The sequence below is a fragment of the Virgibacillus indicus genome (assembly GCF_002266285.1).
GTDB lineage: Bacteria > Bacillota > Bacilli > Bacillales > Amphibacillaceae > Virgibacillus_K > Virgibacillus_K indicus.
In genome coordinates this window covers 199,679-225,070 of the sequence record NZ_NPMS01000002.1, presented here as the reverse complement: position 1 = coordinate 225,070, position 25,392 = coordinate 199,679, and the positions used below count along the sequence as shown (strand labels likewise).

25 protein-coding genes and 1 pseudogene are annotated in these 25,392 nt (G+C 38.0%); 19 read left to right on the top strand and 7 right to left on the bottom strand.

Going from position 1 to position 25,392, the window contains the following annotated elements; all coding sequences use genetic code 11:
- The first annotated feature begins 181 nt into the window (after positions 1 to 181).
- The 11 genes from CIL03_RS06765 (at position 182) to CIL03_RS06715 (ending at position 10,676) form a co-directional block, all read left to right on the top strand.
- Entirely contained in the window at positions 182 to 1,141 is a 960-nt protein-coding gene (locus CIL03_RS06765) for a nucleotidyltransferase domain-containing protein (protein ID WP_094884925.1), read from the top strand.
- Between the two features lie 10 nt (positions 1,142 to 1,151).
- Positions 1,152 to 1,766, top strand: coding sequence for a Cap15 family cyclic dinucleotide receptor domain-containing protein (locus CIL03_RS06760; RefSeq protein WP_094884923.1), 615 nt, complete (start codon positions 1,152 to 1,154; stop codon positions 1,764 to 1,766).
- A gap of 122 nt (positions 1,767 to 1,888) precedes the next feature.
- Entirely contained in the window at positions 1,889 to 2,074 is a 186-nt protein-coding gene (locus CIL03_RS06755; RefSeq protein WP_108721237.1) for a YgjP-like metallopeptidase domain-containing protein, read from the top strand.
- A gap of 289 nt (positions 2,075 to 2,363) precedes the next feature.
- Positions 2,364 to 3,410, top strand: a complete 1,047-nt coding sequence (locus CIL03_RS06750; protein WP_094884921.1) for a DUF4062 domain-containing protein — start codon at positions 2,364 to 2,366, stop codon at positions 3,408 to 3,410.
- A 258-nt stretch (positions 3,411 to 3,668) separates the two neighbouring features.
- Positions 3,669 to 4,226, top strand: a complete 558-nt coding sequence (locus CIL03_RS06745; RefSeq protein WP_094884919.1) for a GNAT family N-acetyltransferase — start codon at positions 3,669 to 3,671, stop codon at positions 4,224 to 4,226.
- Positions 4,227 to 4,600: 374 nt separating this feature from the next.
- Positions 4,601 to 5,404 (top strand): transporter substrate-binding domain-containing protein, encoded by an 804-nt coding sequence (locus CIL03_RS06740; protein WP_240508016.1) that lies wholly within the window; start codon positions 4,601 to 4,603, stop codon positions 5,402 to 5,404.
- Between the two features lie 79 nt (positions 5,405 to 5,483).
- Positions 5,484 to 6,140, top strand: a complete 657-nt coding sequence (locus CIL03_RS06735) for an amino acid ABC transporter permease (RefSeq protein ID WP_094884917.1) — start codon at positions 5,484 to 5,486, stop codon at positions 6,138 to 6,140.
- A gap of 2 nt (positions 6,141 to 6,142) precedes the next feature.
- Positions 6,143 to 6,865, top strand: a complete 723-nt coding sequence (locus CIL03_RS06730; RefSeq protein ID WP_094885219.1) for an amino acid ABC transporter ATP-binding protein — start codon at positions 6,143 to 6,145, stop codon at positions 6,863 to 6,865.
- A 168-nt stretch (positions 6,866 to 7,033) separates the two neighbouring features.
- On the top strand, positions 7,034 to 7,531 hold the full coding sequence (locus CIL03_RS06725) for an LURP-one-related/scramblase family protein (RefSeq protein WP_094884915.1): 498 nt from the start codon (positions 7,034 to 7,036) through the stop codon (positions 7,529 to 7,531).
- Between the two features lie 239 nt (positions 7,532 to 7,770).
- The gene (gene tnpB, locus CIL03_RS06720) at positions 7,771 to 8,922 is read left to right on the top strand and encodes an IS200/IS605 family element RNA-guided endonuclease TnpB (protein WP_094884913.1); all 1,152 of its coding nucleotides are present in this window, start codon (positions 7,771 to 7,773) and stop codon (positions 8,920 to 8,922) included.
- Positions 8,923 to 9,170: 248 nt separating this feature from the next.
- Positions 9,171 to 10,676: a malate:quinone oxidoreductase gene (locus CIL03_RS06715; protein WP_094884911.1), complete on the top strand. Its 1,506-nt coding sequence runs from the start codon at positions 9,171 to 9,173 to the stop codon at positions 10,674 to 10,676.
- 149 nt (positions 10,677 to 10,825) lie between these two features.
- On the opposite strand, the gene CIL03_RS06710 is transcribed toward CIL03_RS06715, so the two are convergent.
- Positions 10,826 to 12,166 (bottom strand): alkaline phosphatase, encoded by a 1,341-nt coding sequence (locus CIL03_RS06710; protein ID WP_094884909.1) that lies wholly within the window; start codon positions 12,164 to 12,166, stop codon positions 10,826 to 10,828.
- A gap of 381 nt (positions 12,167 to 12,547) precedes the next feature.
- Positions 12,548 to 13,765, bottom strand: coding sequence for a PLL family lectin (locus CIL03_RS06705; protein ID WP_094884907.1), 1,218 nt, complete (start codon positions 13,763 to 13,765; stop codon positions 12,548 to 12,550).
- A 194-nt stretch (positions 13,766 to 13,959) separates the two neighbouring features.
- Here CIL03_RS06705 and CIL03_RS19795 point away from each other — a divergent pair, with 194 nt between their 5' ends.
- Both CIL03_RS19795 and CIL03_RS06700 read left to right on the top strand, forming a co-directional pair.
- The gene (locus CIL03_RS19795) at positions 13,960 to 14,118 is read left to right on the top strand and encodes a hypothetical protein (RefSeq protein ID WP_165767909.1); all 159 of its coding nucleotides are present in this window, start codon (positions 13,960 to 13,962) and stop codon (positions 14,116 to 14,118) included.
- 212 nt (positions 14,119 to 14,330) lie between these two features.
- Positions 14,331 to 14,555, top strand: coding sequence for a hexameric tyrosine-coordinated heme protein (locus CIL03_RS06700; RefSeq protein ID WP_094884905.1), 225 nt, complete (start codon positions 14,331 to 14,333; stop codon positions 14,553 to 14,555).
- 102 nt (positions 14,556 to 14,657) lie between these two features.
- Here the strand turns inward: CIL03_RS06700 and CIL03_RS06695 are convergent, their stop codons facing one another.
- Positions 14,658 to 15,542, bottom strand: a complete 885-nt coding sequence (locus tag CIL03_RS06695) for a fructose bisphosphate aldolase (protein WP_094884903.1) — start codon at positions 15,540 to 15,542, stop codon at positions 14,658 to 14,660.
- 171 nt (positions 15,543 to 15,713) lie between these two features.
- Here CIL03_RS06695 and CIL03_RS06690 point away from each other — a divergent pair, with 171 nt between their 5' ends.
- Both CIL03_RS06690 and CIL03_RS20335 read left to right on the top strand, forming a co-directional pair.
- Complete coding sequence (locus tag CIL03_RS06690) at positions 15,714 to 16,394, top strand: DUF3231 family protein (protein WP_338061876.1); 681 nt, start codon at positions 15,714 to 15,716, stop codon at positions 16,392 to 16,394.
- Complete coding sequence (locus CIL03_RS20335; protein WP_338061878.1) at positions 16,387 to 16,749, top strand: DUF3231 family protein; 363 nt, start codon at positions 16,387 to 16,389, stop codon at positions 16,747 to 16,749. Before CIL03_RS06690 ends, CIL03_RS20335 begins: the two co-directional genes overlap by 8 nt.
- Positions 16,750 to 16,824: 75 nt before the next feature.
- On the opposite strand, the gene CIL03_RS19570 is transcribed toward CIL03_RS20335, so the two are convergent.
- Both CIL03_RS19570 and CIL03_RS06680 read right to left on the bottom strand, forming a co-directional pair.
- A complete protein-coding gene (locus CIL03_RS19570; RefSeq protein WP_338061877.1) occupies positions 16,825 to 16,947 on the bottom strand; it encodes an anti-repressor SinI family protein in 123 nt (40 codons plus the stop codon).
- A gap of 200 nt (positions 16,948 to 17,147) precedes the next feature.
- Positions 17,148 to 17,831, bottom strand: coding sequence for a response regulator transcription factor (locus CIL03_RS06680; RefSeq protein WP_094884898.1), 684 nt, complete (start codon positions 17,829 to 17,831; stop codon positions 17,148 to 17,150).
- A 140-nt stretch (positions 17,832 to 17,971) separates the two neighbouring features.
- Between CIL03_RS06680 and CIL03_RS06675 the strand changes: the two genes are divergently transcribed.
- A complete protein-coding gene (locus CIL03_RS06675; RefSeq protein ID WP_094884895.1) occupies positions 17,972 to 20,023 on the top strand; it encodes a sensor histidine kinase in 2,052 nt (683 codons plus the stop codon).
- A gap of 107 nt (positions 20,024 to 20,130) precedes the next feature.
- Here CIL03_RS06675 and CIL03_RS06670 read toward each other — a convergent pair whose 3' ends face one another.
- Positions 20,131 to 21,144 (bottom strand): NADP-dependent oxidoreductase, encoded by a 1,014-nt coding sequence (locus CIL03_RS06670; protein ID WP_094884892.1) that lies wholly within the window; start codon positions 21,142 to 21,144, stop codon positions 20,131 to 20,133.
- Positions 21,145 to 21,398: 254 nt separating this feature from the next.
- Positions 21,399 to 21,887: pseudogene (locus CIL03_RS06665) on the bottom strand (EAL domain-containing protein); the annotation flags it as partial.
- A gap of 322 nt (positions 21,888 to 22,209) precedes the next feature.
- On the opposite strand from CIL03_RS06665, the gene hprK reads away from it, so the two are divergent.
- The 3 genes from hprK (at position 22,210) to CIL03_RS06650 (ending at position 25,308) form a co-directional block, all read left to right on the top strand.
- Positions 22,210 to 23,136 (top strand): HPr(Ser) kinase/phosphatase, encoded by a 927-nt coding sequence (gene hprK / locus CIL03_RS06660; RefSeq protein WP_094884886.1) that lies wholly within the window; start codon positions 22,210 to 22,212, stop codon positions 23,134 to 23,136.
- Positions 23,137 to 23,394: 258 nt separating this feature from the next.
- On the top strand, positions 23,395 to 24,099 hold the full coding sequence (locus tag CIL03_RS06655; protein WP_094884883.1) for an SND2/TMEM208 family protein: 705 nt from the start codon (positions 23,395 to 23,397) through the stop codon (positions 24,097 to 24,099).
- Positions 24,100 to 24,261: 162 nt separating this feature from the next.
- Entirely contained in the window at positions 24,262 to 25,308 is a 1,047-nt protein-coding gene (locus tag CIL03_RS06650; protein WP_240508015.1) for a tellurite resistance/C4-dicarboxylate transporter family protein, read from the top strand.
- Positions 25,309 to 25,392 lie beyond the last annotated feature (84 nt).

The following is a 25,392-nucleotide window of genomic DNA, read 5'->3' as shown; positions in this document are numbered from 1 at the left end:
AATAGACGAATATATGCAGTTTTTGAATTAAGGTGGTATTTTACTCAAAACGAAAAGATAGTGAAGGAGCTTGAAGTGAACTACCTGTTGATAGGAACAACAGGATGAAACGGCAGAAGGCAGTTCTATACAGCAGAGGACTGCCCTTTCAATTCATTTGAAAAATGGGGAGGCTAAACACATGAAATTTACAGAGGAGAGATTAAAGTTATTTGCAGCACCATTAAGTGAAACGGAAGATCAAAAATGTAAAAATGCCATTGGTATGGTTAGGGACGCATTAAAGGGTATTGGATTTAGTGACGAAGGGAAAAACATTGAAAAAATGTATATGGACACATATTCCTATTCATTAGAAATGAGGAGTACAACAAATAATAGGAAGGTTAAATTATTTGTTAAAGGGTCCTATGCAAATAACACAAACGTTAGAACAGAAAGTGATGTTGATATAGCTGTTGTGTTAGAATCAACATTTAAAGTTAAGTATAGACCCGCAATTAGTGACAGTTCTTATGGATTTTCTAATTCATCAGATAATGTACAAACGTTCAAAGATGAAGTTGAAATTGCTTTAAGGGACAAGTTCGGTAGCGACGTGGAACGCAAAAATAAGTCAATTAAGATTCATGGGAATACCTATCGTGTAGATGCTGATGGTGTTCCATGTATGAGGCATAGAGATTACAGTAATGATTATTCATCAAACCCTGATAATTATTTAGGCGGAATCTCCATACGTTCTGATGATGGAGAAAGAATAGTCAATTACCCGGAACAACACATTAAAAATGGAAGAGAAAAAAACAATCAAACTAAAACCTACTACAAAAAAATGGTAAGGATTATTAAGAAAATGAGATACATTATGCAAGATGAAAATTATGAATCTGTAAATAAAGTAAGTTCTTTTGGTTTAGAATCGCTATTATGGAATTTACCAAATGAGGCATTTACGAAATATACAAGCTATCGATTTGTTTTTGGGGACGTAATGGAATACCTAAAGGAAAATATTGATAAGTTAGCTTCTTACAAAGAAGCAAACGGTATAAAATCACTGTGTAGCTCTTCTGTTGAAATTGAAAACTATAAAAGGTTCATAAATGATTTATATTACTTTTATGAGTATGACATATAGGAGGTAAGCTATGTCAGAGCCAGTTAAAAAGCATCTGAAAGTTGCTATCTATATTGCTATTGCTATATTTGGGATTTGTTCATTTATATCAATGCCAAACTCATTTAGGGATTTTTCGGGGTATACAGGCATATCAGTTTCTATAACAATAGTAATTTCAATATTGTATGAAAAATGGGTTTGGAAACTGAATCCATTCGAGAAAACTCCTAAACTATGTGAGCGGTACAATGGAATTTTAGAGTACAACTATAAAGGAAAAACTGGAAATAAGTCCATAGAAGTGTATGTTAAGCAAAGTCTTTTTGGTTTGAAAATTCAATTGGTATCTGATGAAATAGTAAGTTCAACGATTACAGGTAAGATTGTTGAAGAAAATGGTAATTATGTTTTGTATTATACGTATATCACAAATCCCAAAAGTAAATTCAGTGACAAAAATCCAATTCAATATGGAACTTGTAGGTTCATAATAGATGATCCTAAGAAATTAAATGGTATTTATTGGACAAGCAGGAAAACAAAAGGTGATATTTATCTTGATTTTACCACTGAGAGTGTGAGGAAGAAGAATAAAGAAGTGGTTAGTACTTACTCGCAGAAAGAGACAAAAGAGGTCTTGTGATAAGAATCTAAGCAGGTAAGTATTTTCTTACCTGCTTTACAGTCAAACTATTTTACGTAAAAATTTCAAAACTCGGTGAAAAGGGGTCTGACCCCAGTTCCATTCGATGGGGTTTGGCATTGATGGATTCAAATACTATACTATTGAATACAGAGATGATAAAAGCACCAAAACACTGTATAGAATACGTCATTGTTCATCAATTAATCCATTTGTATAATGAACATAGTGAAAACTTTTATAAGATGTTATATTCTCTAATGCCTGATTGGGAGAAGAGAAAGGCAATTTTGATGAAGAAATTGTAAAGGATTTATGAAATTCCAGTGCTTTTACTTATTTTATAGATAAAGAGCCTGTAATCATTCTTATAATGTTATATATTGTATTTAACGAATTTTGAATGAAGGTTAGTAATGTTTGTGAAAGTAAAACAAAAAATGGCAGTTTTGATTAAAGTTACTGAATAAAGCGTGTAGTGGACTACTTGGTAATAGCATAATAGGATGTGACAGCATAAGGCGGTTCCTATTTTATAGTAAGGAACTGTCTTTCCAATTGCAATTTTCTATGAAATATTTTTTAAGGGGGAAGATTATGAATAAAAAGTTACAAGTTTTTGTTTCTTCAACTTATCAAGATTTACAAGAGGAACGGCAAAAAGCAGTTGAAGGTATCTTGAGAGCGGGTCATATCCCTGCTGGAATGGAATTATTTATCCCAGCTAACAAATCTCAATGGTCTATAATTGAAAAATGGATAGAGGAATCGGACGTACTTATGTTGATTCTTGGTGGTAGATATGGAACTATTGAGCCTGAGAGTGGTAAAAGTTATACCCATTTAGAATATGAATTTGCGTTAGCGAATAATGTTCCTGTGTTTGCGGTAGTATTAAATGATCAATACTTAGCTACTAAAAAGAGCAGCAACATTAACTTAAAAGTAAATGAATACGAAACTGAAAAACCGAATATTGATAAATATCAGGCCTTTAAAGAATTAGTAACTTCAAACTTGGTGAGTTTCGTTCAAGATATTAATCAAATTCCAAATGAAATCACCTTAGCTTTACAAGAATTCATTAAGAATGATGAGTCGGAGTATCATTTTAAAGGTTGGATAAGAGGAGATGAGGCCATCTATGATAAAATGGTTCAAAAGGATGAGAACAACAAATTATTCGAGTTTGACGAAAAACTATTAGCTAAAGTTAATGATACTTTAGAGAATGAACATTTTATTGATACAATTGAGTATATATCCACCTATTGTTCGTATGAACTTGAAAGCACAAAAATGATACATGAATTTATTTACGAGTATTCAAAACCCTCAAATAGGTTTTTTAACAAAGATCTTGATGAGCTATTTAAAAGTTTATTAAGTAAACTAGACAAGTATCTTGGACATTTAGCAACACACTTTTTTCCAAAAAAAAATCGACAATACTTATATCCTGAATTGAATATAGATTTCCAATGGGTTGATGACAAAGGTCGGGAAACTTATGATAGACAATATAGAATGTTATCGGAAATTTCAGGTGAAACGATAGATGAAATTAGGAGCTTTATATTTGATTCAAGAGTTTCTCTATATTCCCCGAAAGAAAATGGTAATGAAAAATCTGAAATAAAGTAAACAAAAATAGGCATTGGACTTTTTCTATTTCAATACCCATTTTTGTCATTTTATAAACCCTTATAATTCAACACTTTGACTCCATTTTCGACCCTGACCACCGATGTCGAACCGTTACGAATGTAATAATAAATAATAAAAACAGCATGGACAGGTAAAATCCAGTGCTGTTTTTTTGCCTCTTAAATCACCACGGTGAACCGTATCATAAGTATAATGAATCTAAAAACATAGCAATACGATAAGGAGATAGTTTTCATGAAGAGAATTCCGCTTAAAATGATCAGAAGAGATTTGGAGAATATTCCTGAATATTCCCTTCCAGCCGGATTTCAAATCAGGACGTTTAGAAAAGGGGACGAATATAATTGGGCTGAAATTGAGACAAATGTAAACGAATTTAAAAATGAAGAAGCTGCATTAGAACGCTTTAATAAAGAATTTGGTCCGTATATAGATGAAATGTCCAAGCGGTGTTTATTCATTGAGAATGAACATGGAAAAGCAATTGCAACAACAACAGCATGGTATGGTGACTTAAATGGTGATGGCGAAATATCGGGGAGAATCCATTGGGTAGGTGTTGTTCCGGAATATCAAGGAAAGAAACTTTCTAAACCATTACTAAGTGCAGCCATGCACATTTTAGCCCGTTATCATTCGAAAGCATATCTTACATCGCAAACGACGAGTTATCAAGCTATTAACATGTATCTAAACTACGGGTTTGAACCTTTTCTCACAGCTCCAAGCTGCAATGAAGCCTGGAGTTTAATGGAAGAAACCCTGGATCGTCAAATTTTTATTGAAAAATAAACCATATGAGGTAATTTTATTTAAAAGACCTTGCTTCTATTTCCTGAATAGAAGCAAGGTCTTTTGCATCTTGGTAACGAAAATGAATTGGTTTATATGCAAGTTTCCTCAACAACCATAATTTCTCATCTTCCTCACTAATGATTCAAATATACTGCAACTTTATAAATACCAATCTTAGAGCATATGACAGTATATTTAACTCTCTATGAGTATTTCTACAATATCCACTAAATTAGTATGATTAATCTAAAAAAACATAAAAATATCATCATAAACCGGCTTCTTTCTAATTTTGAATTGTTTAAATATATCGATATAATGGATAATGTCGTTTTTAAAACAAATACATTCTTTCGGGGGGCTAATTTTTAATGAAACAACAAAAGAAAAACACCTTTGTTAATAAGATTGTAATGATTGCTTTAGCTGGAATCATTGCATTGGCATTAGCAGGATGTGGATCAGAAGAAGTAGATAGTGAATCTTCTGGTGAAACAAAAGAGGAAATTACGGTTGCAGTGGTGCAGGATTATCCGCCATTTGAATATAAAGTAGATGAAGAATTGACTGGTTTCGACGTGGAATTAGTTGAAGCGGTTGCTGAGAAAGCAGACTTGAGTGTTAACTGGAAAATCATGAAATTTGATGGTATTATCCCAGCACTTCAAGCTAATCAAGTGGATGCAGCTGTATCAGCTATTGGAATAAGAGAGGATCGTTTAGAAGTTGTAAACTTCTCAGATCCATATTTTGAATCTGGTTTATCCTTAATCGCATTAAAAGATAGTGAAATTGAAGGGGAAGCAGACCTGGAAGGAAAAACAATTGTTGCAAAACAAGGAACATCCAGTTTAAAACTAGCCAATGAACTTGCTGAAAAATACAATGGTGAGGTCACTAAACTGCAAGATGATGCTACCATGTATATGGAATTAGAAAATGGCAATGCCGATGTTGTCATCAATGATTATCCTAGTGTTGCCTATAAAATCAACCAGGATGGCGAAGATTCCCAACTTCGAATTGTTGGTGATATGTATCCAAGCGAAGACTATGGAATTGCCATTTCTAAAGGCAGTGAAGGATTAGTGGAAAAACTCAATACCGGACTTGGGGAGCTAAAAGATAGCGGTGAGTTTGACGAGATTTACAGCAAATATTTTTCAGAAGAATAATTGACATAAAAATTCTGATCAAATAAAGAGGTGTGGCATAATTTGTCACACCTTTTCTAAAGAAAGAGGGATAACAAGCATGATGGAAACTATAAATATTATTCTTGATGGATTGCCCACTCTATTAAAAGGAATGGGATTGACAATAGAAATAACTGTCATATCGCTTATTCTTGCGATGTTTATCGGACTAATACTCGGTGTATTCAGTATAACGAAGAGTAAAATCTTGCGGATCATTTCAACTGCTTTTGTTGATATCATTCGTGGAACACCGTTACTCGTTCAAATATTATTTATTTATTTCGGTTTGCCAAGTGTAATTGATATTAGCCTAACAGCGTTTTCCGCAGGTGTGATTGCAATTACGGTTAATGCTGCAGCCTATTTAGTAGAAATTTTCCGTGCTGGAATAAACTCTATCGATAAAGGACAAATGGAAGCCGGAAGAACAATCGGTTTTTCTTATGGCCAAACCATGCGTCTAATTATATTACCTCAAGCAATACGTCGCATGATTCCCGCATTTGTCAACCAATTTATTGTAAGTATTAAAGACACTTCACTCCTTTCCGCGATAGGATTAGCTGAGCTTACATTATCTGGCCAATCTATCTATGCAGCAAATTTCCGTGCATTTGAAATATTATTTGCTGTTGGTGTTCTATATTTTATTATTATTTATTCATTGAGCCTATTCTCGCGCTGGCTTGAAAGGAGATTAGATGTAGCATGAAAATGATCGAAGTAAATAATCTAAAGAAATCATTTGGTAAATTAGAGGTTCTTAAAGATATAAATATGGATGTTAATTCACAAGAAGTTGTTTGTGTCATTGGTCCTTCAGGTTCAGGAAAAAGTACACTTTTGCGTTGTATAAATCTACTAGAGGAACCTACTGGTGGAGAAATTTTTATTGAAGGAGATAATCTCACTGCTCCCAATACTAATATTAATGAATTGCGTCAAAAACTGGGAATGGTATTTCAGCAATTTAATCTGTTTCCTCACAAGACGGTAATGGAAAACATTACTATGGGACCCAAACGATTAAAAGGCAAATCACAATCAGAAGTAAAAGAATTAGGAACACAGCTGCTTGATAAAGTTGGCTTAGCAGACAAGGCAGATGTATATCCGGACAAGCTATCCGGCGGGCAAAAACAACGAGTAGCTATGGCTCGTGCTTTAGCCATGGAACCACACATAATGTTGTTTGACGAACCTACCTCAGCACTGGATCCGGAAATGGTCGGAGAAGTGCTTCAGGTCATGAAGGATTTAGCTGAAGAAGGAATGACAATGACAATCGTGACACATGAAATGGGTTTCGCCAAGGAAGTTGCCGATCGTGTTATCTTTATGGATGAAGGGTTTATCGTAGAACAAGGTACACCAGATGAATTATTTAACAATCCACAAAACGAAAGAACTAAAGCATTTTTATCAAAAGTGCTGTAACGGTTAAAATATCCTTGCAAAAAGCTTAGAGAGCCATCTCTAAGCTTTTTTAAATATAGACTTCTGGAATCATCCGTTGGAAGTAAATTTTAGTAGCTTAAAAATTGAGCAAATTTGATACAGCAATAAAATAATTTTCATAATATACTATATCAAAGGGGGCATAGTATGAAACAGCTTTATATTAAGCAGAAAGTATTCAGTTTAAGTGGAAAGTTTACGGTAAAGGACCAGCAGGAGAAGGATGTTTATTACGTGGAGGGCAGTTTTATGAAAGTCCCAAAAACTTTCTCCATTATGAATACAACAAGAGATGAGGTTGCGCTCATCACAAAAAAGGTGTTCAGTTTTTTACCAAAGTTTTTTGTTGAGGTAAATGGTCGGGAAGTGTTAACAATTAAGAAAGAGTTTTCTTTCTTTAAAGCACGCTATACGATTGATGCAGCAGGCATTGAAGTACATGGTAATTGGTGGGATATGAACTTTGAAGTATTACAGCATGGTGAAGTCGCCGGAAAAGTGAGCAAGAAGTGGTTCACTTGGGGCGATAGCTATGAAGTCCAAATAATGAATGAAGAGATGGAAGCCATCATTATTGCACTTGTTGTCGCAATTGATTGTGTGAAGGCTGACCAGGCAGCTGCTTCTTCAGCAGCGTCGACTTAATGCAGGGAAGTATAATATAAAATACTAGAAAAAGCGTAGAGACAATTTATTTTCTCTGTGCTTTTTGATTTTAGGGAACTTCCTTTTTATCGGATTTCCGACAGAAGACTCCCACTTCAAGGAACCTGAAGGGGAGTAGCCCAGTGAGTAAGTGGGAGATGAATGTCGGTTGGCCATAGCCAAACGCTTCTCTTCATGGTATAATGAGAACAAACATTCCTGTGGAGCGAGATGAGGTTATGTTAATAAATAAAGCTTATAAATTTCGCATCTACCCCAATAAGGAACAAGCAACACTTATTAATAAAACAATCGGTTGTTCCCGGTTCGTTTTCAATCACTTTTTAGTAAAATGGAATGAAGCATACAAGGAAACAGGCAAAGGATTAACGTACAGCACGTGCTCCAAGCAATTACCATCATTAAAACAGGAATACAAATGGCTAAAAGAAGTAGATAGTATTGCTGTGCAATCGAGTGTGAAAAATCTTTCCGAATCTTTCATCCGTTTTTTCAAGAAACAAAACAACGCTCCCCGCTTTAAGTCAAAGAGAAATCCTACACAGTCTTACACAACAAAATTTACAAATGGAAATATCGCTATTATAGATAATAAAATCAAACTACCAAAACTAGGATTCGTAAAGTTTTCCAAAAGCCGTGAGGTAGATGGGCGTATAATGAACGCTACCATTAGACGGAACCCGAGTGGTAAATACTTCATCTCAATTCTTGCAGAAACAGAAGTAGAAGCCCTGCCTAAAACAAATCAATCCACCGGTATCGATGTAGGGATAACAGACTTCGCTACCCTTTCAGATGGGACGACTTTTGCAAACCCCAGATTTTTACGTACACTAGAAAATAAGCTAGAAAGAGAGCAGCGCAAACTGTCCAGACGATACGAGCAAGCAAGGAAAGACATGAAACCGCTACACGAAGCAAAGAACTATCAAAAACAACGTGTGAAAGTAGTGCTTATTCATGAAAAGATAAAGAACATAAGAACAGATTACTTGCATAAGGTCAGTACCGAGATTGTCAAAAACCACGACATTATCGGTATCGAAGACTTACAAGTAAATAATCTGCTAAAAAACAAACGATTATCAAAAGCGATTAGCGAAGTGAGTTGGTCAGCATTCCGTACCATGCTAGAATACAAAGCGAAATGGTACGGAAAGAAAGTTCAGCCAGTTGCCAAAAACTTTCCTTCCAGTCAACTTTGTTCGGCTTGTGGCTATAAATATAAAGAAGTAAAGAATCTGGCATTGCGTAGGTGGCAATGTCCAACCTGCCATACACATCATGATCGAGATAGGAATGCAAGTATAAATATTGAAGTCGAAGCAATAAGACTTCTAACTGTCGGTGCGACAGGGATAGCCTAATCAATAATCATCCATTAGGTTGGTGTTCTTAGGAATCTCCCACTTCAAATTTTAGCAGAAATTAAGTGGTGAGTAGTTCAAATAACTATTCTGTGAATATATTCATCTATAATTAATAGTGATATGTTATAATAGGAATAGACTATAATTAATTCAGAAAAGATGTGGGCCTTGCCGCGTCCAGTGACGCTTAAACAGGAGTGCCTGCATCTTTTTAAGCAAATCTTAAGATATAAGGAAGGTTTAATATGAGCAGCTTACCAAGAAAAACAGACGTTATATTAATTGGTGCTGGAGTAATGAGCGCGACGCTGGGGTCACTATTGAAAGAATTAGTACCGGAGTGGGAAATTACAGTGTTTGAGAAACTCTCTAAACCAGGTGAGGAGAGTTCCAATGGGTGGAATAATGCGGGAACAGGGCATTCTGCACTGTGCGAGCTTAACTACACCCCGGAGAAACCAGATGGATCCATTGATACGAACAAAGCCTTAAAAATTAATGAACAGTTTCAGGTTTCCAGGCAGTTTTGGTCTTATCTTGTACAAAACAATCTGATTCAGAATCCACAGGACTTTATCAAACCATTACCACATATGAGTTTAGTGCAAGGGGAACAAAATGTGGAATTTTTGAAAAAACGTTTTGCAGCGCTTTCAAGCAATCCTCTGTTCCAAGGGATGGAAATTTCTGATGAACCGGAAAAACTGAAGGAATGGATTCCGCTTATTATGAAAGAGCGTACATCAAATCAGCCAATTGCGGCAACTAAAATCGATTCTGGAACCGATGTCAATTTCGGTGCGTTAACGCATATGCTGTTTGATCACTTGAAAAATAAAAATGTCGAGATTAATTACAGACACAGTGTTGAGGATATCCAACGTACTGACGATGGCTCGTGGGAAGTGAAAGTGCACGATATCGATGGTGAAAAACTCGAATACCATACTGCAAAATTCGTTTTTATCGGCGGTGGGGGCGGTAGTCTTCCTTTACTGCAAAAAACTGGTATTCCTGAGTCAAAACATGTTGGAGGCTTCCCGGTAAGCGGACTATTTATGGTTTGTGACAATCCGGAAATTGTCGAGCAGCATAATGCTAAAGTATACGGAAAGGCTAAGGTTGGTGCGCCACCGATGTCTGTCCCGCATCTGGATACACGATATATTGATGGCAAAAAAACATTGCTGTTTGGCCCGTTTGCTGGCTTCTCTCCAAAGTTCCTAAAAACCGGTTCCTATTCCGATCTGATCCGTACGGTAAAGCCGAATAATGTTTTGACGATGTTATCGGCAGGTGCGAAAGAGATGAAATTGACTAAATACCTGGTCCAGCAAGTGATGCTGTCGAACGAAAAGCGAATGGAGGATTTGCGTGAATTTATTCCAACCGCCAAGAGTGAGGATTGGGATATTGTCGTAGCAGGCCAGCGTGTTCAGGTAATTAAAGATACAGATGCTGGCGGTAAAGGAACCCTTCAATTTGGTACTGAAGTTGTTACTGCTGGTGATGGCTCGATTGCTGCATTGCTTGGTGCTTCTCCAGGTGCCTCAACTGCGGTTTCCATCATGTTTGATATAATGGCAAGATGTTTCCCGGAACGAATGAAAGAATGGGAACCGAAAATAAAAGAAATGGTTCCTTCTTATGGTGTTTCACTAAGAGATAATCCGGAGCTTGTTGAGGAAATCCGTATTTCAACGGCTCGGGCACTTGGATTGGAAGATGAAAAAGAATTAACAATGGCGTAATATATAGAGGAAGCATAAATTGCCGTTTTGGTTGCTTATGCTTCCTTTTTACTGATAGAGTGAAGCAGTTATAATTAAAATAAGGCTGTTCCAAAAGCAATTACTCTTGGAACAGCCTCTTTCTATATTGTTTAAATTATAGATTTATCCTATTTCAGTTTCATTGCTTCTGCAATCATTTTTGGGAGATCCGTATTGTCATGGAAACCTGCAAACTTATGGGATTGCGGACCATAGACATAAAGCGGGATATCTGCCCCCGTATGATTTGTACTTGTCCAGCCAACAAGCGCACGTTCACTTATTACTGTATTGATAGCAAATGATGCATCGTCAGCTTCTTGAATGGATTGGATCTCCTGTTCTGCTAAACGGAGTCCAGTATGCGCTTCGACAACCTCTGAAATGTTTGAACGATCACCATTTAACTGTGCGGCCATTTGATCTCCTGTTGCTGTAACATTCTTTAATATATTTGCATTCAATTCCATTGAGCCACTTGTACCAGTCGTCATACCACCTGTATCATGGTCACCGGCAACAACAACGAGTGTTTTCCCATCTTCTCTTGCAAATTCAAAGGCCTTCTCTACCGCTTCTTCAAAAGCTGCTGTATCTGACATAGCCCAAGCAGCATCGTTATCATGTCCTGCCCAGTCAATTTGGCTTCCCTCCACTACTAAGAAAAACCCATCTTTGTCTTCTTCCAATACATCAATTGCAGTCTCAGTCATTTCAGAAAGACTTGGTTCTTCTGTATCCTCACGCAGCAGTTCAGGTGCAAGCGCCTCTTCCGCAAATAGGCCAAGCAATCTATCCCCATCTTCAACATCTAAGTCTGAGATATTCATTAATTCATCACGGGTTTCTACAAATTCAAAATCCTGTTCTTTCGCTTGTTCAAGTAAATTAAGTTGATGTTCTCCTTGAGCTTCTGGAAGAAATTTATTTTTTCCGCCACCAAGCATGACATCTACGTCACTTGCTACAAGTTGTCTCGCAATTTCTGTTTCATCATTTCGGTCTTCCACATGTGCAGCAAAAGAGGCGGGAGTAGCATGTGTAATGGTTGATGTTGCTACCAGTCCGGATGATCTTCCATCTTCTTCGGCCGCTTCAAGAATCGTTTTTAATTCATTTCCTTTTGGATCAAGCCCAACAACACCATTATTTGTTTTGCTGCCAGTTGCCATTGCAGTACCGGCAGCTGCAGAATCGGTTATGTCAGAGTTTGCAGAATAGGTTGTGAACATACCTTCTAAATGATCATCCCAAATTGCCTCTTCCCCTTTATACACGCGGTAATTCGCAGCATAATTAGCGCTAAATCCATCGGGAATCATATAAATGACATTTTCTGCTTTCCCATTATTTCCATTCTCTTTTCCTTTACCAGCATAATCCGGCTTGGCAGCATCCGTTGTGCTTAAACTTAACCCAGAAAATACGAGAGCCCCACTTAAAGCAACCACACCTAGTTTTTTAAACATCGAAACGCTCCTCTCAAATTTTTACTGCACTTATAGTTTAATAGATAGATATGGAGATGAAGTTAAACAGCAGTAAATATTTGATAAAGAAACTTCGGGCATTCGTACCATTACTTTTATCATGGAAAATAGTATAAATCCTTGTTACAAATGACAAAAACAGACTATCAGCAGAAAAGGGATTACTCTCCTCGGTTCAACGATAACCTTCAGCATATATGGTTGAAGACAAATAAAGGTTATAGCTGGATTCAGTCAGGAAGAAACTTAAACTATCAATGATTTTATTAGGGAAAAGTATTGAGTTTTTTAGGAAGCAAACAAGGAAGATTAAGCACAAATAACAGGTGATGCAACCCAGTGCATCACCTGTTATTTTAATTACTGTCCCCGCCAAATATGAATCAGGTCCCGATTTTGTCCTCTAGCAAACACATCAGTCCGGTTTGGTCCCCAGGAAACTGCTGCTGGTGCTGAGTTCAAATTGCCGCCGATATTCTCCCAATTGCTCCAGCGCGAGCCATTCCATTCTCTGCGATACAGCCTATTGCCTGTTCCTCTAGCGAAAACCTCCAATCGATTTGGTCTTCTGGAAGATACAGCTGGTGCACTTGTTAATGTTCCGCCAAGACTCTCCCAATTGCTCCAGGAGTTCCCATTCCACCATTTATGAATCAAATCGTTATTTTGCCCTCTGGCAAAGACATCGATCCGGTTGGCATTCCAGGAGACGGATGCTGGTTCTGAGGTTAAATTGCCGCCAAGGTCTTCCCAATCCTCCCAGCGTTGCCCGTTCCATGTTTTCTTATAAAGCCGGTTCCCATTTCCGCGAACAAATACATCAAGCTGGTTATTTCTGCGAGAAGAAACAGCCGGCCCACTTGTCAGCACACCCCCAAGGTTCTCCCAGTCACTCCAGCTGCTTCCATTCCACCATTTATGATAGAGCGAGTTATCTGTGCCCCTGACGAAAACATCAATCCGGTTCGGCCCCCATGAAACCGCAGCAGGAGCGGATGTCAGCTGACCGCCAAGGCTTTCCCAATTGCTCCAACTGTTGCCATTCCACCAGATATGATACAGCGCATTGTCTGTACCGCGGGCAAAGACATCCAGGCGGTTATTCTGCCAGGAGGAAACGGCCGGTGCTGATGTTAACGTCCCACCCAAGCTTTCCCAGCCGGACCAACCTTGGCCGGGTTGTTCAGGCTGCTCGTCTTTCATCATTTCCAATGTAATTTCTATCACCCTGGTTAGCACACGATCCATGATATTTTGCGATACATTCATTTGTGTGAACAGTAAGGAAAACCATGGTACTTGCCGTTGGAACTGCCGGTACACTTGAGCTGCCGATTGATTTGTATTTGCCTGGTTCAGCGTGTAATTGACTACAAATAAAAACACATAATCGATAATCTGTCTGTTCATCCCTGCCTGCTGCAGTTCAGAATATAAATTGCTGTGTTCCGAGCGTATCCGCTGCATGACTGCTTGAGCACTTACCTGCTGGCGAGTGTCTAAGTAAGGATTGCCGTATTGGTACATTGGTATTGGGGCTGGTGCCGGTATTACATAAAAATATGGATATCTATACATGTTGATTCCTCCGCTTTTTGATCAGTGTATGCGGAGGAGAGGAAAGTGGGAATGGTGTGAAAGATGGAAAGGTCGTTATTTATTGTAAAGTATAATTGAGTCAGAGATGAATGATTATTAGTGGTAAAATATAAAGTAAAGAATGGATAAAGGTAAATTAAAAAAATACATCACTTTTTCACTGGAGAGAACGTATGAACAGTACTTCTAAAAAAAACAAGAAACCTATTTTACTATTGATCACTTTATTTATTTTCATTGCTGGTCTGGCTGATATCAAATATAAAGGATTTGTTTTTCGATTGTTACCAGGCTCAGTACAAGCATATTTAGCCGATAAATTTGAACAATAAACCGGCTGAGTCTCTGTTTCCAGGAAGATTTTCGAAAAAAATATACCCTACTAGATATGGAGGAAATAGGACATAAAAATAACGAATGATCAAAATGTTACAATTGTCACATTTTTGACAGATTATTAGGTAAGTTTAGAAAAGTCAATTGCCAACCCAATTACATTGGAGTACTCTAAAGATAGAACTAATAATAGAGGAGGATGATATTCATGAGTGATTGGCTTACTAGTTTACGTACAGAAACTCCGCAAGAGGGATTTGAATTAGCTATTTTATTGGCACGAAAAGGTGTGGGATATACGCAGCCTTCTGCAGAAATAAGAAAGAAATTGCGGCCGGAGTATGAGGAAGATGCAGATAGCCTTACAGCTGCATCACAGGTTATTGCCATCCACTATCAAACAGTGGCGGCGGCTAATAATTATTGGAAATAATAGAATTAAGCATGTTCCAGACAAAGGGCAGGAAACCCTTGAAGTACAAAAAGAGAGCAGTCATCTATGGCTACTCACTTTTTCAGTTTATAGGAATCCAGATTAAACAGAAGCCTCATATATAGATCCAACCGCTTCCGCAAGTGCTGCATCAAATTCCTCATCCGATTGCTTGGCATTTAGATCCTGGCTCAATGCTCTTGAAAAACTGGCAATCAGACCATCATTTAATTTTAGCTTTTCATTTGCCACGTTAGTAGAGTACCCACCGGAAAGTGCCACGACACGAATTACTTTTGGATGATCGATTAGCTCCTTGTACGTATTTGTCACTGTAGGAATTGTTAATTTTAACATCACATCCTCATTTTCACCCAGGTTATTGAGGTGACGTAAAGTTTCTCCTTTTAACAGTTCTTCACATTTTTCTTTTTCTGTACTGTTGATATCAACTTCTGGTTCAATAATTGGAACAAGTCCTGCAGCAATAATCTGCTTGCCGATTTCAAATTGCTGGTCAACAACGGCTTTGATGCCTTCAGGATTGGCTTCCTTAATAACGGAGCGCATTTTTGTGCCAAAAATATGGCGCTCATTCGCACGTTTCAATGTTTCTTCCAGGTCGTTGATTGGTTTCATCAGCTGCACGCCATTGGACTCCTCAGCTAGGCCCTTGTCCACTTTTAGAAAAGGTACAATGCCTTTCTTCTCAGCCAGGTAATCACCTGTGTACATACCCTCAATTTCACGATCCATCGTTTGTTCAAAAAGAATCGCACCCAAAATCTTATCTGAATTAAAAGCAGGTGATGTAATAATTCTTGTCCGCATCTCATGTACTAAATCGAACATTTCGTCCTCGTTGGAATACACATCTTCTGAGATGCCGTATGCAGCCAGTGCTTTTGGTGTACTGCCGCCACTCTGATCAAGTGCCGCGACAAACCCTTTTCCATTTTTGATTTTTTCCAATTGTTTTTGTTGCATCTTATCCACTCCTTTACTTTATTTGAAAGAAATTTCTTTAAGCAACCTTATACGTTCATTGTAGCACTTATGAGATTAGATCACATAATCTCACGTGTTATTAGTCATTTAATGAATAAATTAAATGTTGAAGCTAAAACTATAAGGAAAATTCAAGGAAAGGAATTTTTTATGGAGCCGATTAAACCTGCTAATATAGAAACAAGTAATAATAAATTAACCTCTGCAGAAATGGGTAAGCTTTGGGCAACTTATACTGGGAATACGATGGCTGCGTGTGTTCTTAGTTATTATCTCCAGCATATCGAAGACAAGGATATCAAAAAGGTTTTAGAAAATGCACTGAATCTAAGTAAAACGATTGTTGAGAATATTAAAGAAATATTTATCCAGGATAATTTCCCTGTTCCAATTGGATTTACTGAGGAAGATGTAAACCTCGGTGCTCCAAGGTTATTTTCGGATGAGTTTTATCTTCACTATCTGAAATATACGAGTAAAGCAGGAATGAGTATTTATTCCATTGCAATCCCTATCATGACAAGACTAGATGTAAGAGATTTCTTTATCAATACGCTTCAGTCTACCGTAAAGCTTGTATCGGATGTTAATGAAGTCTTGGATGCAAAAGGATTTTTAGTAAAGCCACCATCCATTCCAACCCCAAAAAAGGTTGATTTTGTTAAACAGCAAAATTATCTAAATGGGTTTTTCGGAAATGTTAGACCTCTCCATGCTCTTGAAGTTGCACACCTTCATGATAATATTGAAAATAATGTAACTAGTAAGGCGTTATTAATTGGATTTAGTCAGGTAGCCAAAACAGAGAAGGTTAAAAAATTTCCTGCTTAGAGGAAAGGAAATTACAAGTAAACATATCCAATCCTGCTCACAGCAGCTGCACAAAGATAATTTGCCATCACCTTTATTACTGGACGACTTGGTAAGCACGTCTACTTTTTCTCCTTTTTCGGATAGATTAATGCTTTGGCATAAAATAGATATGTTTTCAATGAAGATCAGGTCAGACTCAAATGGCATATCACTTAATGGAAGAAGAGATATTGGAGGAATGTATACGAAGTTCCTGATGGATATTGGGCTGTATGTAGAAGATGGTGCGAATATAATGATTGACCAGGGGTGGATGGAACAACCACCAGAAGCGGTTGACCGTGATAACTTGGCAACGGAATCAAAGGATTAGGTGTGGGACGGAGGAACAGGTTTACTGTCCAAGGTGAAAGCTGGTGAGGCAAGGAACCCGTCCCTCTATTCCCAATCACTCTGCTTTTTTAAACTCCTCTTTATTTATTTCTCTCTGTAAAAACTCTCTAATTTCTTCGATAGTTAGCCCTAGGCGTTTTGCCTCTGTGATAAGACTTATCCACTCTTCATCCAGCAAATTGTTAATGTTGCATTCCCCTTTCTTCAAGGCCAACAAAATAAACCGGGCGTCTAGTAAAATACTACTATAGATAACATAACGTAAGAAAGTTAAAATAAGGTTAAAAATTAAAAGAAATTTCCAAAATATCGAAATTATTTTTTATAAAATGAAAAAGATCAGTCATATAATACACTGATCTTTGAAATTTCGTTATTCTATTTGGCTAGCTGAAACTTATAGCCGAACCCTCTGACCGTTATAATATAGCGCGGCTTTTTCGGGTCATCCTCTATTTTTTTCCGTAATGTGCTTAAATGAACATGAACAGTTTTTAAATTTGCCGAGGAATCAAAGCCCCAGATCAGATCAAATAATTGCTCCACACTAAATACCTGGTTGGGCTGTTGAACTAAATGAAAAAGAAGCATTTTCTCTTTTGTGAAAAGATTAATTGGCTCTCCGTTTTTAGAAACTGATTTATCGGAAAAATTGATTGATAGATTACCAGCTATTATAGTATCGGAGTAATTCCTGCTTATTCTTCTTAGATTGGCTTTTATTCTGGCAATAACTTCTGGAGGATCAAAGGGCTTTGTTATGTAGTCATCACAGCCGATTTCGAAGCCTTTCATAATCGTATCCTTTGTTCTTTCGCCAGTAATAATAATCAGGATACCATCGGACAGCTTGCGGTATTCCTTAGCAAAATTAAACCCGCTTTGATCAGGAAGGTTGAGATCAAGCAAAACAATGTCCGGAAGCTCCTTTTCAATGATGTGCAGTCCATCTGCCGCATTTAAGGAATAATGGACAATATAACCCTCTTTTTCAAGGTAGAGACGCAGAATTTCAACGATGGAGAAGTCATCTTCAACGATTAAAATATGAACAGGCCGCATACCTTCATCCCCTTCAAGGTTACAATCTTCCTTTAATGATACCATAAAGTACCTTAAATTTATCAGAATAGGCAAAAAGTAATGGAATAAGTATCAGAATTATGGCAAAATGATAGCAAGAAGGGAAAGGGTCGGAAGTTATGGTGAAGTGGAAACATGTCGTATTCTTAATGCTTTTTTTCATGATGATTGTGACTGTACAGGTAACCACTGTTTATTCAGAGGATGTAATTTCCATTGACAGCGGTACAGCTATAATCCCGGAATTTTCAGAAGACACGATCATTAAACTAAACGGAGAATGGGAATTTTACTGGCATGAGCGCTATGGATCAGTGGACTTTCACGGGGGAAGTGGCATGGTGGAGCCTTACATTGCTGAGGTCCCTGCAGACTGGAGAAGCTACAAAATTTCAGGAGAAGAACTGCCCTCACAAGGTTTTGCGACCTACCGTTTACAAATTTATCTCCCGGAAACGGAGCTTGGAACATACAAGGCAATCTACTTCTCAGGTGCTGCTTCAGCCTATTCGCTGTCGGTAAATGGGGAGAAGAAATTTCAAAACGGGATTGTTGGTGCGAGCAGGGCGGAGGAGGAGCCAGCAAATAAATCAGAGATGATTCCATTTTTAGCTGAGTCCAACCCTGTTGAGTTAATTGTTCAGGTATCCAATTTTAGCCAGCGGCGCGCAGGAATTTCCGAGCCTGTTCTGATTGGAGAACCTGAGGAAATTATTCAATACAGGGAAAAATCAATTATATACCGGTCTGTTATTGTTATAAGTCTGATGATTATAGGCTTGTATCATGTTGTTTTATACCTGTTTCGGAAAAAGGCTTATTCGTTTCTGTATTTTGCGATTGTCTGCATGGTTGTTGCGATTCGTGCAACAATTATTGAAGAAACTCTTGCTGGTTATTTGCTGCCATTCTTAAATTGGGAAGTTGCAACGAGCCTTGAATATTTGGGGGCATCACTTGGTGCATTGTTTATGACCTTATTTACCTACACCCAGTTCCCGCGGGATATGCACCGGGGGATAAGGAATGGAATCAGTCTTGTTTTAGCATGCTATAGCCTGTTTGTCATCCTGACTCCAGCGATGATTTTCACCCAAACCATGATTTTACTTCAAGTATTGGTTGTCGCAGCGGTATTATATACACTCATTATTTATATAAAAGTAGCGCTAAAAAAGCGTGAGGGGTCCTATTTAAATGCAGTAGCAACCTTCATTCTGATTCTATTGGTCATAAATGATGTGCTCTTTTATAATGATTTGATTCGTACAACGGAATTAACCTCTGTCGGGCTGTTCTTCTTCTTATTTACCCAGGCGATTATCCTGTCGAAAAGCTATTCCACCTCCTTTGCCAGGGCAGAGCGATTGTCTGATGATTTAAGAAGGCTTAATGCCTCACTTGAAAAGCAGGTGAAAAATAGAACACTAGAGCTCGAGATGGCGAATGATGAGTTATTTGTTACGAATCAAAAGTTATATGAATCCCAGCAATCCAGAAATAAATGGATTCGCAATATTTCCCATGAGATTGCTGCACCGCTGACAGCAATCCAGTCCTATACAAGGGGCATGGTGGATGGTGTTATTGTGCCCAATCAGAGATATACCCAGCTAATCTATGATCAAAGTAAATATCTTTCCCGCATGCTGCATGATCTTCATGATATCTCGGAAATGGAGAATAACCAGATTAAATTTTCTATGGAAAAGGTAGATTTTCGAAAATTCACACATGCCATTTATGAAAAATACAAGTGGGATCTCCAAAAGCAGGGAATCGAATTTTCCTATAACGATTTGCTCAGCGCAGAAGTGGATGAATTGTTCGTCCGAATCGATCCAATTAGAATAGAGCAGGTAATTGTCAATCTGCTGACAAATGCCCAGCGGTTTGTTGGAGAAGATGGGAAAATTACGCTGGAGACAGTGATGGGAAAAGATGCTGTCATTGTAAAGGTTATTGATAATGGAATAGGGATTAAGGAAGCCCATCAGAAGCAGCTCTTTCAGCGATTTTATAAAAGCAGACAAGGAAAGCTACATAATGGTGCAGGCCTTGGACTGCCTATTGCAAAGGAGATTATTGATTATCATAATGGGGAAATTAGTGTGGAAAGTACACTTGGAGAAGGAAGCTGTTTTTATTTTACCTTGCCAAGTGATAAATAAAAGGCATCCTGAAAAGGTAGTTTTAGGATGCCTTAAACTTTTAAATTTCCTCAGCCCTAAGAGCAATATCAATTAGATCTGTGCTACAGTCACGCTCAAACCCTTATCTATTCCGGGGCAGCAACTTTCACCAACTGTTTTCCTATATTATCTCCTGTAAATAATCCGTTAAAGGCTTTTGGGATCGCATCAAATCCTTTGTGGACCGTTTCTTCATACACCAGATTACCTTCAGAAACACCCTCAGCTAAAACTTTGTATGCTTCTTTATAATGTTTGGCAAAATCACCGACTAAAAAGCCTTGCATTTTCACACGGGATTTTATCAGAAATTGCTGTACACGCGGGCCTATGTCCGCTTCACCTTTTTTAAGGTTATAGGAAGAGATGGCTCCACACACGGGTACTCGGGAGAAAGTGTTTAGCAGTGGCCAGATGGCATCACCAATTTCCCCACCTACATTTTCATAATATACGTCAATGCCATCTGGACAGGCATCCTGCAATTGTACTTTAAGGTTTTCCTTTTTATATTCTACTGTGGCATCAAATCCAAGTCTTTCTGTAATATAAATTGCTTTTTCCTCTGAACCGACAATGCCGACAACACGTGCTCCTGCTTGTTTTGCCAGCTGGCCGGCAATTTGCCCGACTGCCCCGGCAGCAGCTGAGACGACAACGGTTTCCCCTTCTTTTGGTTCGCCAATATGCATCATGCCAAAATAGGCAGTCAGCCCAGGCATACCTAAAACACTGAGAGCGGCACTTGGATTTAATTCATGGGTGTTAACCTTGCTCACACTGTCTGCTTTGGCTGTATTGTATTCCTGGAATGGCAGATTCCCTCGAACAATATCTCCCTTTTGCGGATAATCAGCATTTGACTTTATGACTTGTGCGACAATGCCGCCTTCTAACGGTTCACCGACCTGGAAAGGTTCAACGTAAGACTTCTGATCAGACATTCTTCCCCGCATATATGGATCTACTGAAACATACAGGGTTTTCAGCAACACCTCTCCTTTTTCCGGACTCTTCACTTCTTCTTCGCGGATTTCAAAGGTTTGTTCATCTGGCAAGCCATTTGGACGCTCTTTCAATAAAAGCTGTCGTGATTTCATTTGATATTCCCCTCCTGTTACTAAATCATAGTCTTTTTTCAATGTACCCTTCAAGCTATTTGCGAAAACAGAACCCACTTTGGTAATAAAAAAAGGGCAATTGCTTAATGTTCAGCAGTTACCCATATGCAGCTTATTTACCTTTATAATAATCTGCTGGTTTTGGCCTTCCTAAATGATAGCCCTGTGCGTAAAGGACTCCAATACGTTGGGCTATTTCTACTTCTCCTTCTGTTTCTAGCCCCTCCAGAACACTAGATAGACCTACCCAAAAAAACCTTGATAATCTTACTCATATATTGCTGGTTTTTTTCAGAACTCTTCAGACTGCCGGCAAAAAAGCGATCAAATTTTATGATATCTGGCTCGTATTCAAAAATAGAACGCAAGGTAGCATCCCCTTTTCCAATATTATCAAGCCCGATTAAGTAGCCTTCTTTTTTCAGGATTTCCACACTTTCGCTCAATGACTTAAAATCATGCTTTCTTTCCGCTTCACTGATTTCAAAAACAATTTGACTTGGAGTAAATGTGGCGCCCTCTTTAATTTTCTGGATCCTTGAAATAAATTCGGTATGAATCAATGTAGATGGGAAAACATTTATAAATAATAATGCTTCACCGAAAACCTTATAATCCGTGTGACATGCTTTTTCGATGGAGCTCATATCCAAATCAAATAATGCTTCTGTTCCTTGGCATACTGAAAAAATGTCTCCGGACTTGTAAAATCCTTTGCCTTTAGTAGTACTTCGTAGCCATAGATACTTTTATTGCTTAGATCGATGATAGGCTGATATACGTGGTAGAAATCTTTACTCTATTTATCAATGCGGAATAACAACACAACCATGTAATCCTCCCTAACTTTCGGCATTGTTAACTTTGATCATGTATGAACATACCAACTTTGTATATCGGCTGATTTTGGCAGAGATCAAAACGAAATTAGAATAACTTGTGAAATTATGTCACCTTTTTGTATGCGTAGATAAAATCCGTGAATAATCCTATTTTTAACGTATAATGGACGAAAAGGACTTTTAGAGGATGGGGTTGTACAAAATGAAATTGGTTTCGGTTGAAAAATTAGTACAGGAATTTTCATTGGAAATACTTGCAGCAGAAGATCAGCTGCACCGGCCAATTGCAAAATCGAAAACACATCGTCCAGGGCTTGAGTTCACAGGTTTTTTTGAATATTTCCCCATGGAACGGGTGCAAATACTTGGTCAAAAGGAAATTACATATTTACATCAGCAAAGTGAAGAGGAGCGTCAGAAACGGATTGGCAGTGTGGTAAATTATCATCCACCATGCTTTATTGTTACGTCTGGGCAAAGCGGGTTGACATACTTAAAACGATATTGTTCCAAAGAAGGAATTCCTCTTCTAAGAACAGAGGAAAAAGCAACTGACTTTATTGCAAAGGCAGATGCCTATCTGACAAAATCATTGGCACCAGAAATTGCTCTCCATGGCGTCTGCCTGAATGTATCTGGGATTGGCATTTTGCTGCGCGGGGAATCAGGTGTCGGAAAAAGTGAAACTGCACATACGCTGATTGGGCGGGGCCACCGGCTTGTAGCGGATGATATTGTGGTATTGAAAAAGCTTAGTCACCGGACGATTCTTGGAAGCCATAATGAGAAAAACAAAGAATTTCTGGCTTTGAGAAGTATTGGGCTGTTGAATGTTGTCCGTGTGTACGGAAGAAAGGCTTTCCAGGATGAAACAAGGATTACCCTTGATATCAAACTGACAAAATGGGAGAAGAATTCCCTGAATAACGAATTGGAGCTGGAACAGAAATTCTCAGATTATATGGGGGTAAAGATTCCTTTTATTGAGATTCAGCTCCAGCCGGGGCGTGATGTCGCAGGTCTGATTGAAGCAGCGGCAAACAACTGGTACCTCCATCAGCAGGGCTATAGTGCTGCGGAAGAGTTTATGAGCAGAATTGAATCAGATGAAGAAGACGGGGACAGCTGATCTCGTCTTTTTTATTACTTTTATATAAGTATTTATATCTATGTCTTTAGAATCTGTACTGGTTTTTGTTTAGTGATTATTGACTATTGCAGTTCATGTTAATTTAGTGTTGGATATGTAGTATACCTATTATAGAAAAATGTGGAAATTTAAAATCGGGACAGAAGAACCAGTTAACTGTTGTCTCCCAGAAAAGGAGGTTTTATCAAAAAAGCACATTCTTCTAATACAAGATTACTATTTTATGAGGTGAACGAAATGGAGAAAGATTCTTATAAAGAAAATACTGAGTCAAGCAACAATCAGGGGAATCCTGATACAGTAACAGTTGCGGAATCACAAGCGGATTCTGCAAAAAAAGAAAATAAGATAAATTTTGACTTTGGAAAAAGTGTGAATGAAACGAAAGGTATATTAAAAGATGCTATTTTAAGGCCACATTCAGTGGTGAAGTCAAATCATACGATAAGTATCGAAACAAGTGCAATTATTTTATTGCTGCTTTCATTAATTATTGGTATCTGTGGTTTTCTTTTTTATAAGTTTGGTTTCGACGGTCTGTTGAGCATGTTTAGGGATATTGGAATTATGTTTCTTATTACCAGTACACTTTCCTGGATTCTGACATTCGCGATCGGCTATGCATCTATATACTTTTTTCTTGCCTATTTAGGAAACAGAAAAATGTCTCATCGTGAATTGCTGACCAAATATGTAATAGTAAACATTCCTTTTACATTGGTATTTGCACTTGTCATTTTATTTTTCGGATTTTTACTGGTAGACCTTTTTGTAATTACGTATGTTTTTTCACTTATGCTGTACGGTGTGATTCATATATATCTTTTCCTTGTACATATGGATAAGCCAAAGTTTGATCTATATTGGCTGATGGCAGGCTATTTATTGCTTTTGACAGTGTTGTCCTATCAGTTGACCGGTATTGACTTTGCGTCATTTTAACCTGTTGTAATATTTACGAAAAAATAGGAGAGTTACTGGCTGCCTGTAGGCTGGTAACTCTTTTTTTTATTTATTATATTAAGAGTAAAGAAACATCAACAATAAATTAATGCTATAATGGGAACCATAATTTCCATAATATAGGTAAAGGGGCTGGGCAGTGTGATTGGCTTTATAAAGAAGCAAGCTGAGAATCTTTTTTCAGGGTATTTTGCCATGGTAATGGCTACAGGGGCCCTCTCCATCGGTTCATTTTTGCTTGGACTTGAAGTTATTTCGAAGGTTTTGCTATACATAAATATCATTGCATACCTCACTTTATGGCTGCTTACAATTATCAGGCTGTTTTTTTATTTTCCAAAATTAAGGGAAGATTTAACAAGTCACACGCTTGGACCGGGTTTTTTTACACTTGTTGCCGGCACCAGTGTGTTTGGCAGCCAGCTGATCATCGTTGCAAATAATTACACCCTGGCCTTATATCTATGGATTCTTGCAATCATTTTGTGGGTTATTATCATGTATACCTTTTTCACCGCCGTTACCGTACGAAAAAACAAGCCAGCAATTGCTGAGGGAATTAATGGTGCCTGGCTGATTGCAGCAGTTGGAACACAGTCGGTTTCGATTCTTGGTACATTGCTTACTCCACATGTAGAAGACGGACGGGGAATTATTATGTTTTTCACCCTATGTATGTATTTCCTCGGATGTATGCTCTATTTAAACATCATCACATTGATTTTCTACCGCTTCACCTTTGTCGAATTGAAATTTGATGCACTCACACCTCCATACTGGATCAATATGGGGGCTGTTGCTATTACGACATTGGCGGGGTCAACGCTGATCCTGCATTCCGAATATTGGGGACTGATTGATGAAATTACTCCATTTCTTAAAGGATTTACATTATTTTTCTGGATAACAGGAACATGGTGGATTCCTTTACTATTTATTTTGATGATTTGGCGCCATATTTACAATCACTATCCGTTGACCTATGATGCTCAGTTCTGGGGAATGGTGTTCCCACTTTCAATGTACACAACAAGCACCTTTCAATTATCCAAGGCATTGGAAGTGCCTTTTCTCGAAGTCATCCCGCACGTGATGGTATACGTGGCATTAGCTTCATGGATTGTAGTATTTATTGGGCTTGTCCATCATATATATCTTCATACAGCAAATCACTTGAAGCAGACGTAATTATTTCGCTTCGGTTGTAGGGCAATCATTTATGTCAAAATATTTCGCCTATTGTGCTATAATAGATGACAGACAAGATGAGGT

What these genes read in the sequence shown, in the direction of transcription:
- CIL03_RS06750 (WP_094884921.1), top strand. Translation starts at nt 2,364, where the DNA reads ATGAATAAAAAGTTACAAGTTTTTGTTTCTTCAACTTATCAAGATTTA.
- CIL03_RS06680 (WP_094884898.1), bottom strand. Translation starts at nt 17,831, where the DNA reads ATGCGGCCTGTTCATATTTTAATCGTTGAAGATGACTTCTCCATCGTT.
- CIL03_RS06745 (WP_094884919.1), top strand. Translation starts at nt 3,669, where the DNA reads ATGAAGAGAATTCCGCTTAAAATGATCAGAAGAGATTTGGAGAATATT.
- CIL03_RS06730 (WP_094885219.1), top strand. Translation starts at nt 6,143, where the DNA reads ATGATCGAAGTAAATAATCTAAAGAAATCATTTGGTAAATTAGAGGTT.
- CIL03_RS06690 (WP_338061876.1), top strand. Translation starts at nt 15,714, where the DNA reads ATGGAGCCGATTAAACCTGCTAATATAGAAACAAGTAATAATAAATTA.
- CIL03_RS06675 (WP_094884895.1), top strand. Translation starts at nt 17,972, where the DNA reads ATGGTGAAGTGGAAACATGTCGTATTCTTAATGCTTTTTTTCATGATG.
- CIL03_RS06705 (WP_094884907.1), bottom strand. Translation starts at nt 13,765, where the DNA reads ATGTATAGATATCCATATTTTTATGTAATACCGGCACCAGCCCCAATA.
- CIL03_RS06765 (WP_094884925.1), top strand. Translation starts at nt 182, where the DNA reads ATGAAATTTACAGAGGAGAGATTAAAGTTATTTGCAGCACCATTAAGT.
- CIL03_RS19795 (WP_165767909.1), top strand. Translation starts at nt 13,960, where the DNA reads ATGAACAGTACTTCTAAAAAAAACAAGAAACCTATTTTACTATTGATC.
- CIL03_RS06740 (WP_240508016.1), top strand. Translation starts at nt 4,601, where the DNA reads ATGAAACAACAAAAGAAAAACACCTTTGTTAATAAGATTGTAATGATT.
- CIL03_RS06715 (WP_094884911.1), top strand. Translation starts at nt 9,171, where the DNA reads ATGAGCAGCTTACCAAGAAAAACAGACGTTATATTAATTGGTGCTGGA.
- CIL03_RS06655 (WP_094884883.1), top strand. Translation starts at nt 23,395, where the DNA reads ATGGAGAAAGATTCTTATAAAGAAAATACTGAGTCAAGCAACAATCAG.
- CIL03_RS06710 (WP_094884909.1), bottom strand. Translation starts at nt 12,166, where the DNA reads ATGTTTAAAAAACTAGGTGTGGTTGCTTTAAGTGGGGCTCTCGTATTT.
- CIL03_RS06700 (WP_094884905.1), top strand. Translation starts at nt 14,331, where the DNA reads ATGAGTGATTGGCTTACTAGTTTACGTACAGAAACTCCGCAAGAGGGA.
- CIL03_RS06670 (WP_094884892.1), bottom strand. Translation starts at nt 21,144, where the DNA reads ATGAAATCACGACAGCTTTTATTGAAAGAGCGTCCAAATGGCTTGCCA.
- CIL03_RS06755 (WP_108721237.1), top strand. Translation starts at nt 1,889, where the DNA reads ATGGATTCAAATACTATACTATTGAATACAGAGATGATAAAAGCACCA.
- CIL03_RS06760 (WP_094884923.1), top strand. Translation starts at nt 1,152, where the DNA reads ATGTCAGAGCCAGTTAAAAAGCATCTGAAAGTTGCTATCTATATTGCT.
- hprK (WP_094884886.1), top strand. Translation starts at nt 22,210, where the DNA reads ATGAAATTGGTTTCGGTTGAAAAATTAGTACAGGAATTTTCATTGGAA.
- tnpB (WP_094884913.1), top strand. Translation starts at nt 7,771, where the DNA reads ATGTTAATAAATAAAGCTTATAAATTTCGCATCTACCCCAATAAGGAA.
- CIL03_RS06725 (WP_094884915.1), top strand. Translation starts at nt 7,034, where the DNA reads ATGAAACAGCTTTATATTAAGCAGAAAGTATTCAGTTTAAGTGGAAAG.
- CIL03_RS06695 (WP_094884903.1), bottom strand. Translation starts at nt 15,542, where the DNA reads ATGCAACAAAAACAATTGGAAAAAATCAAAAATGGAAAAGGGTTTGTC.
- CIL03_RS06735 (WP_094884917.1), top strand. Translation starts at nt 5,484, where the DNA reads ATGATGGAAACTATAAATATTATTCTTGATGGATTGCCCACTCTATTA.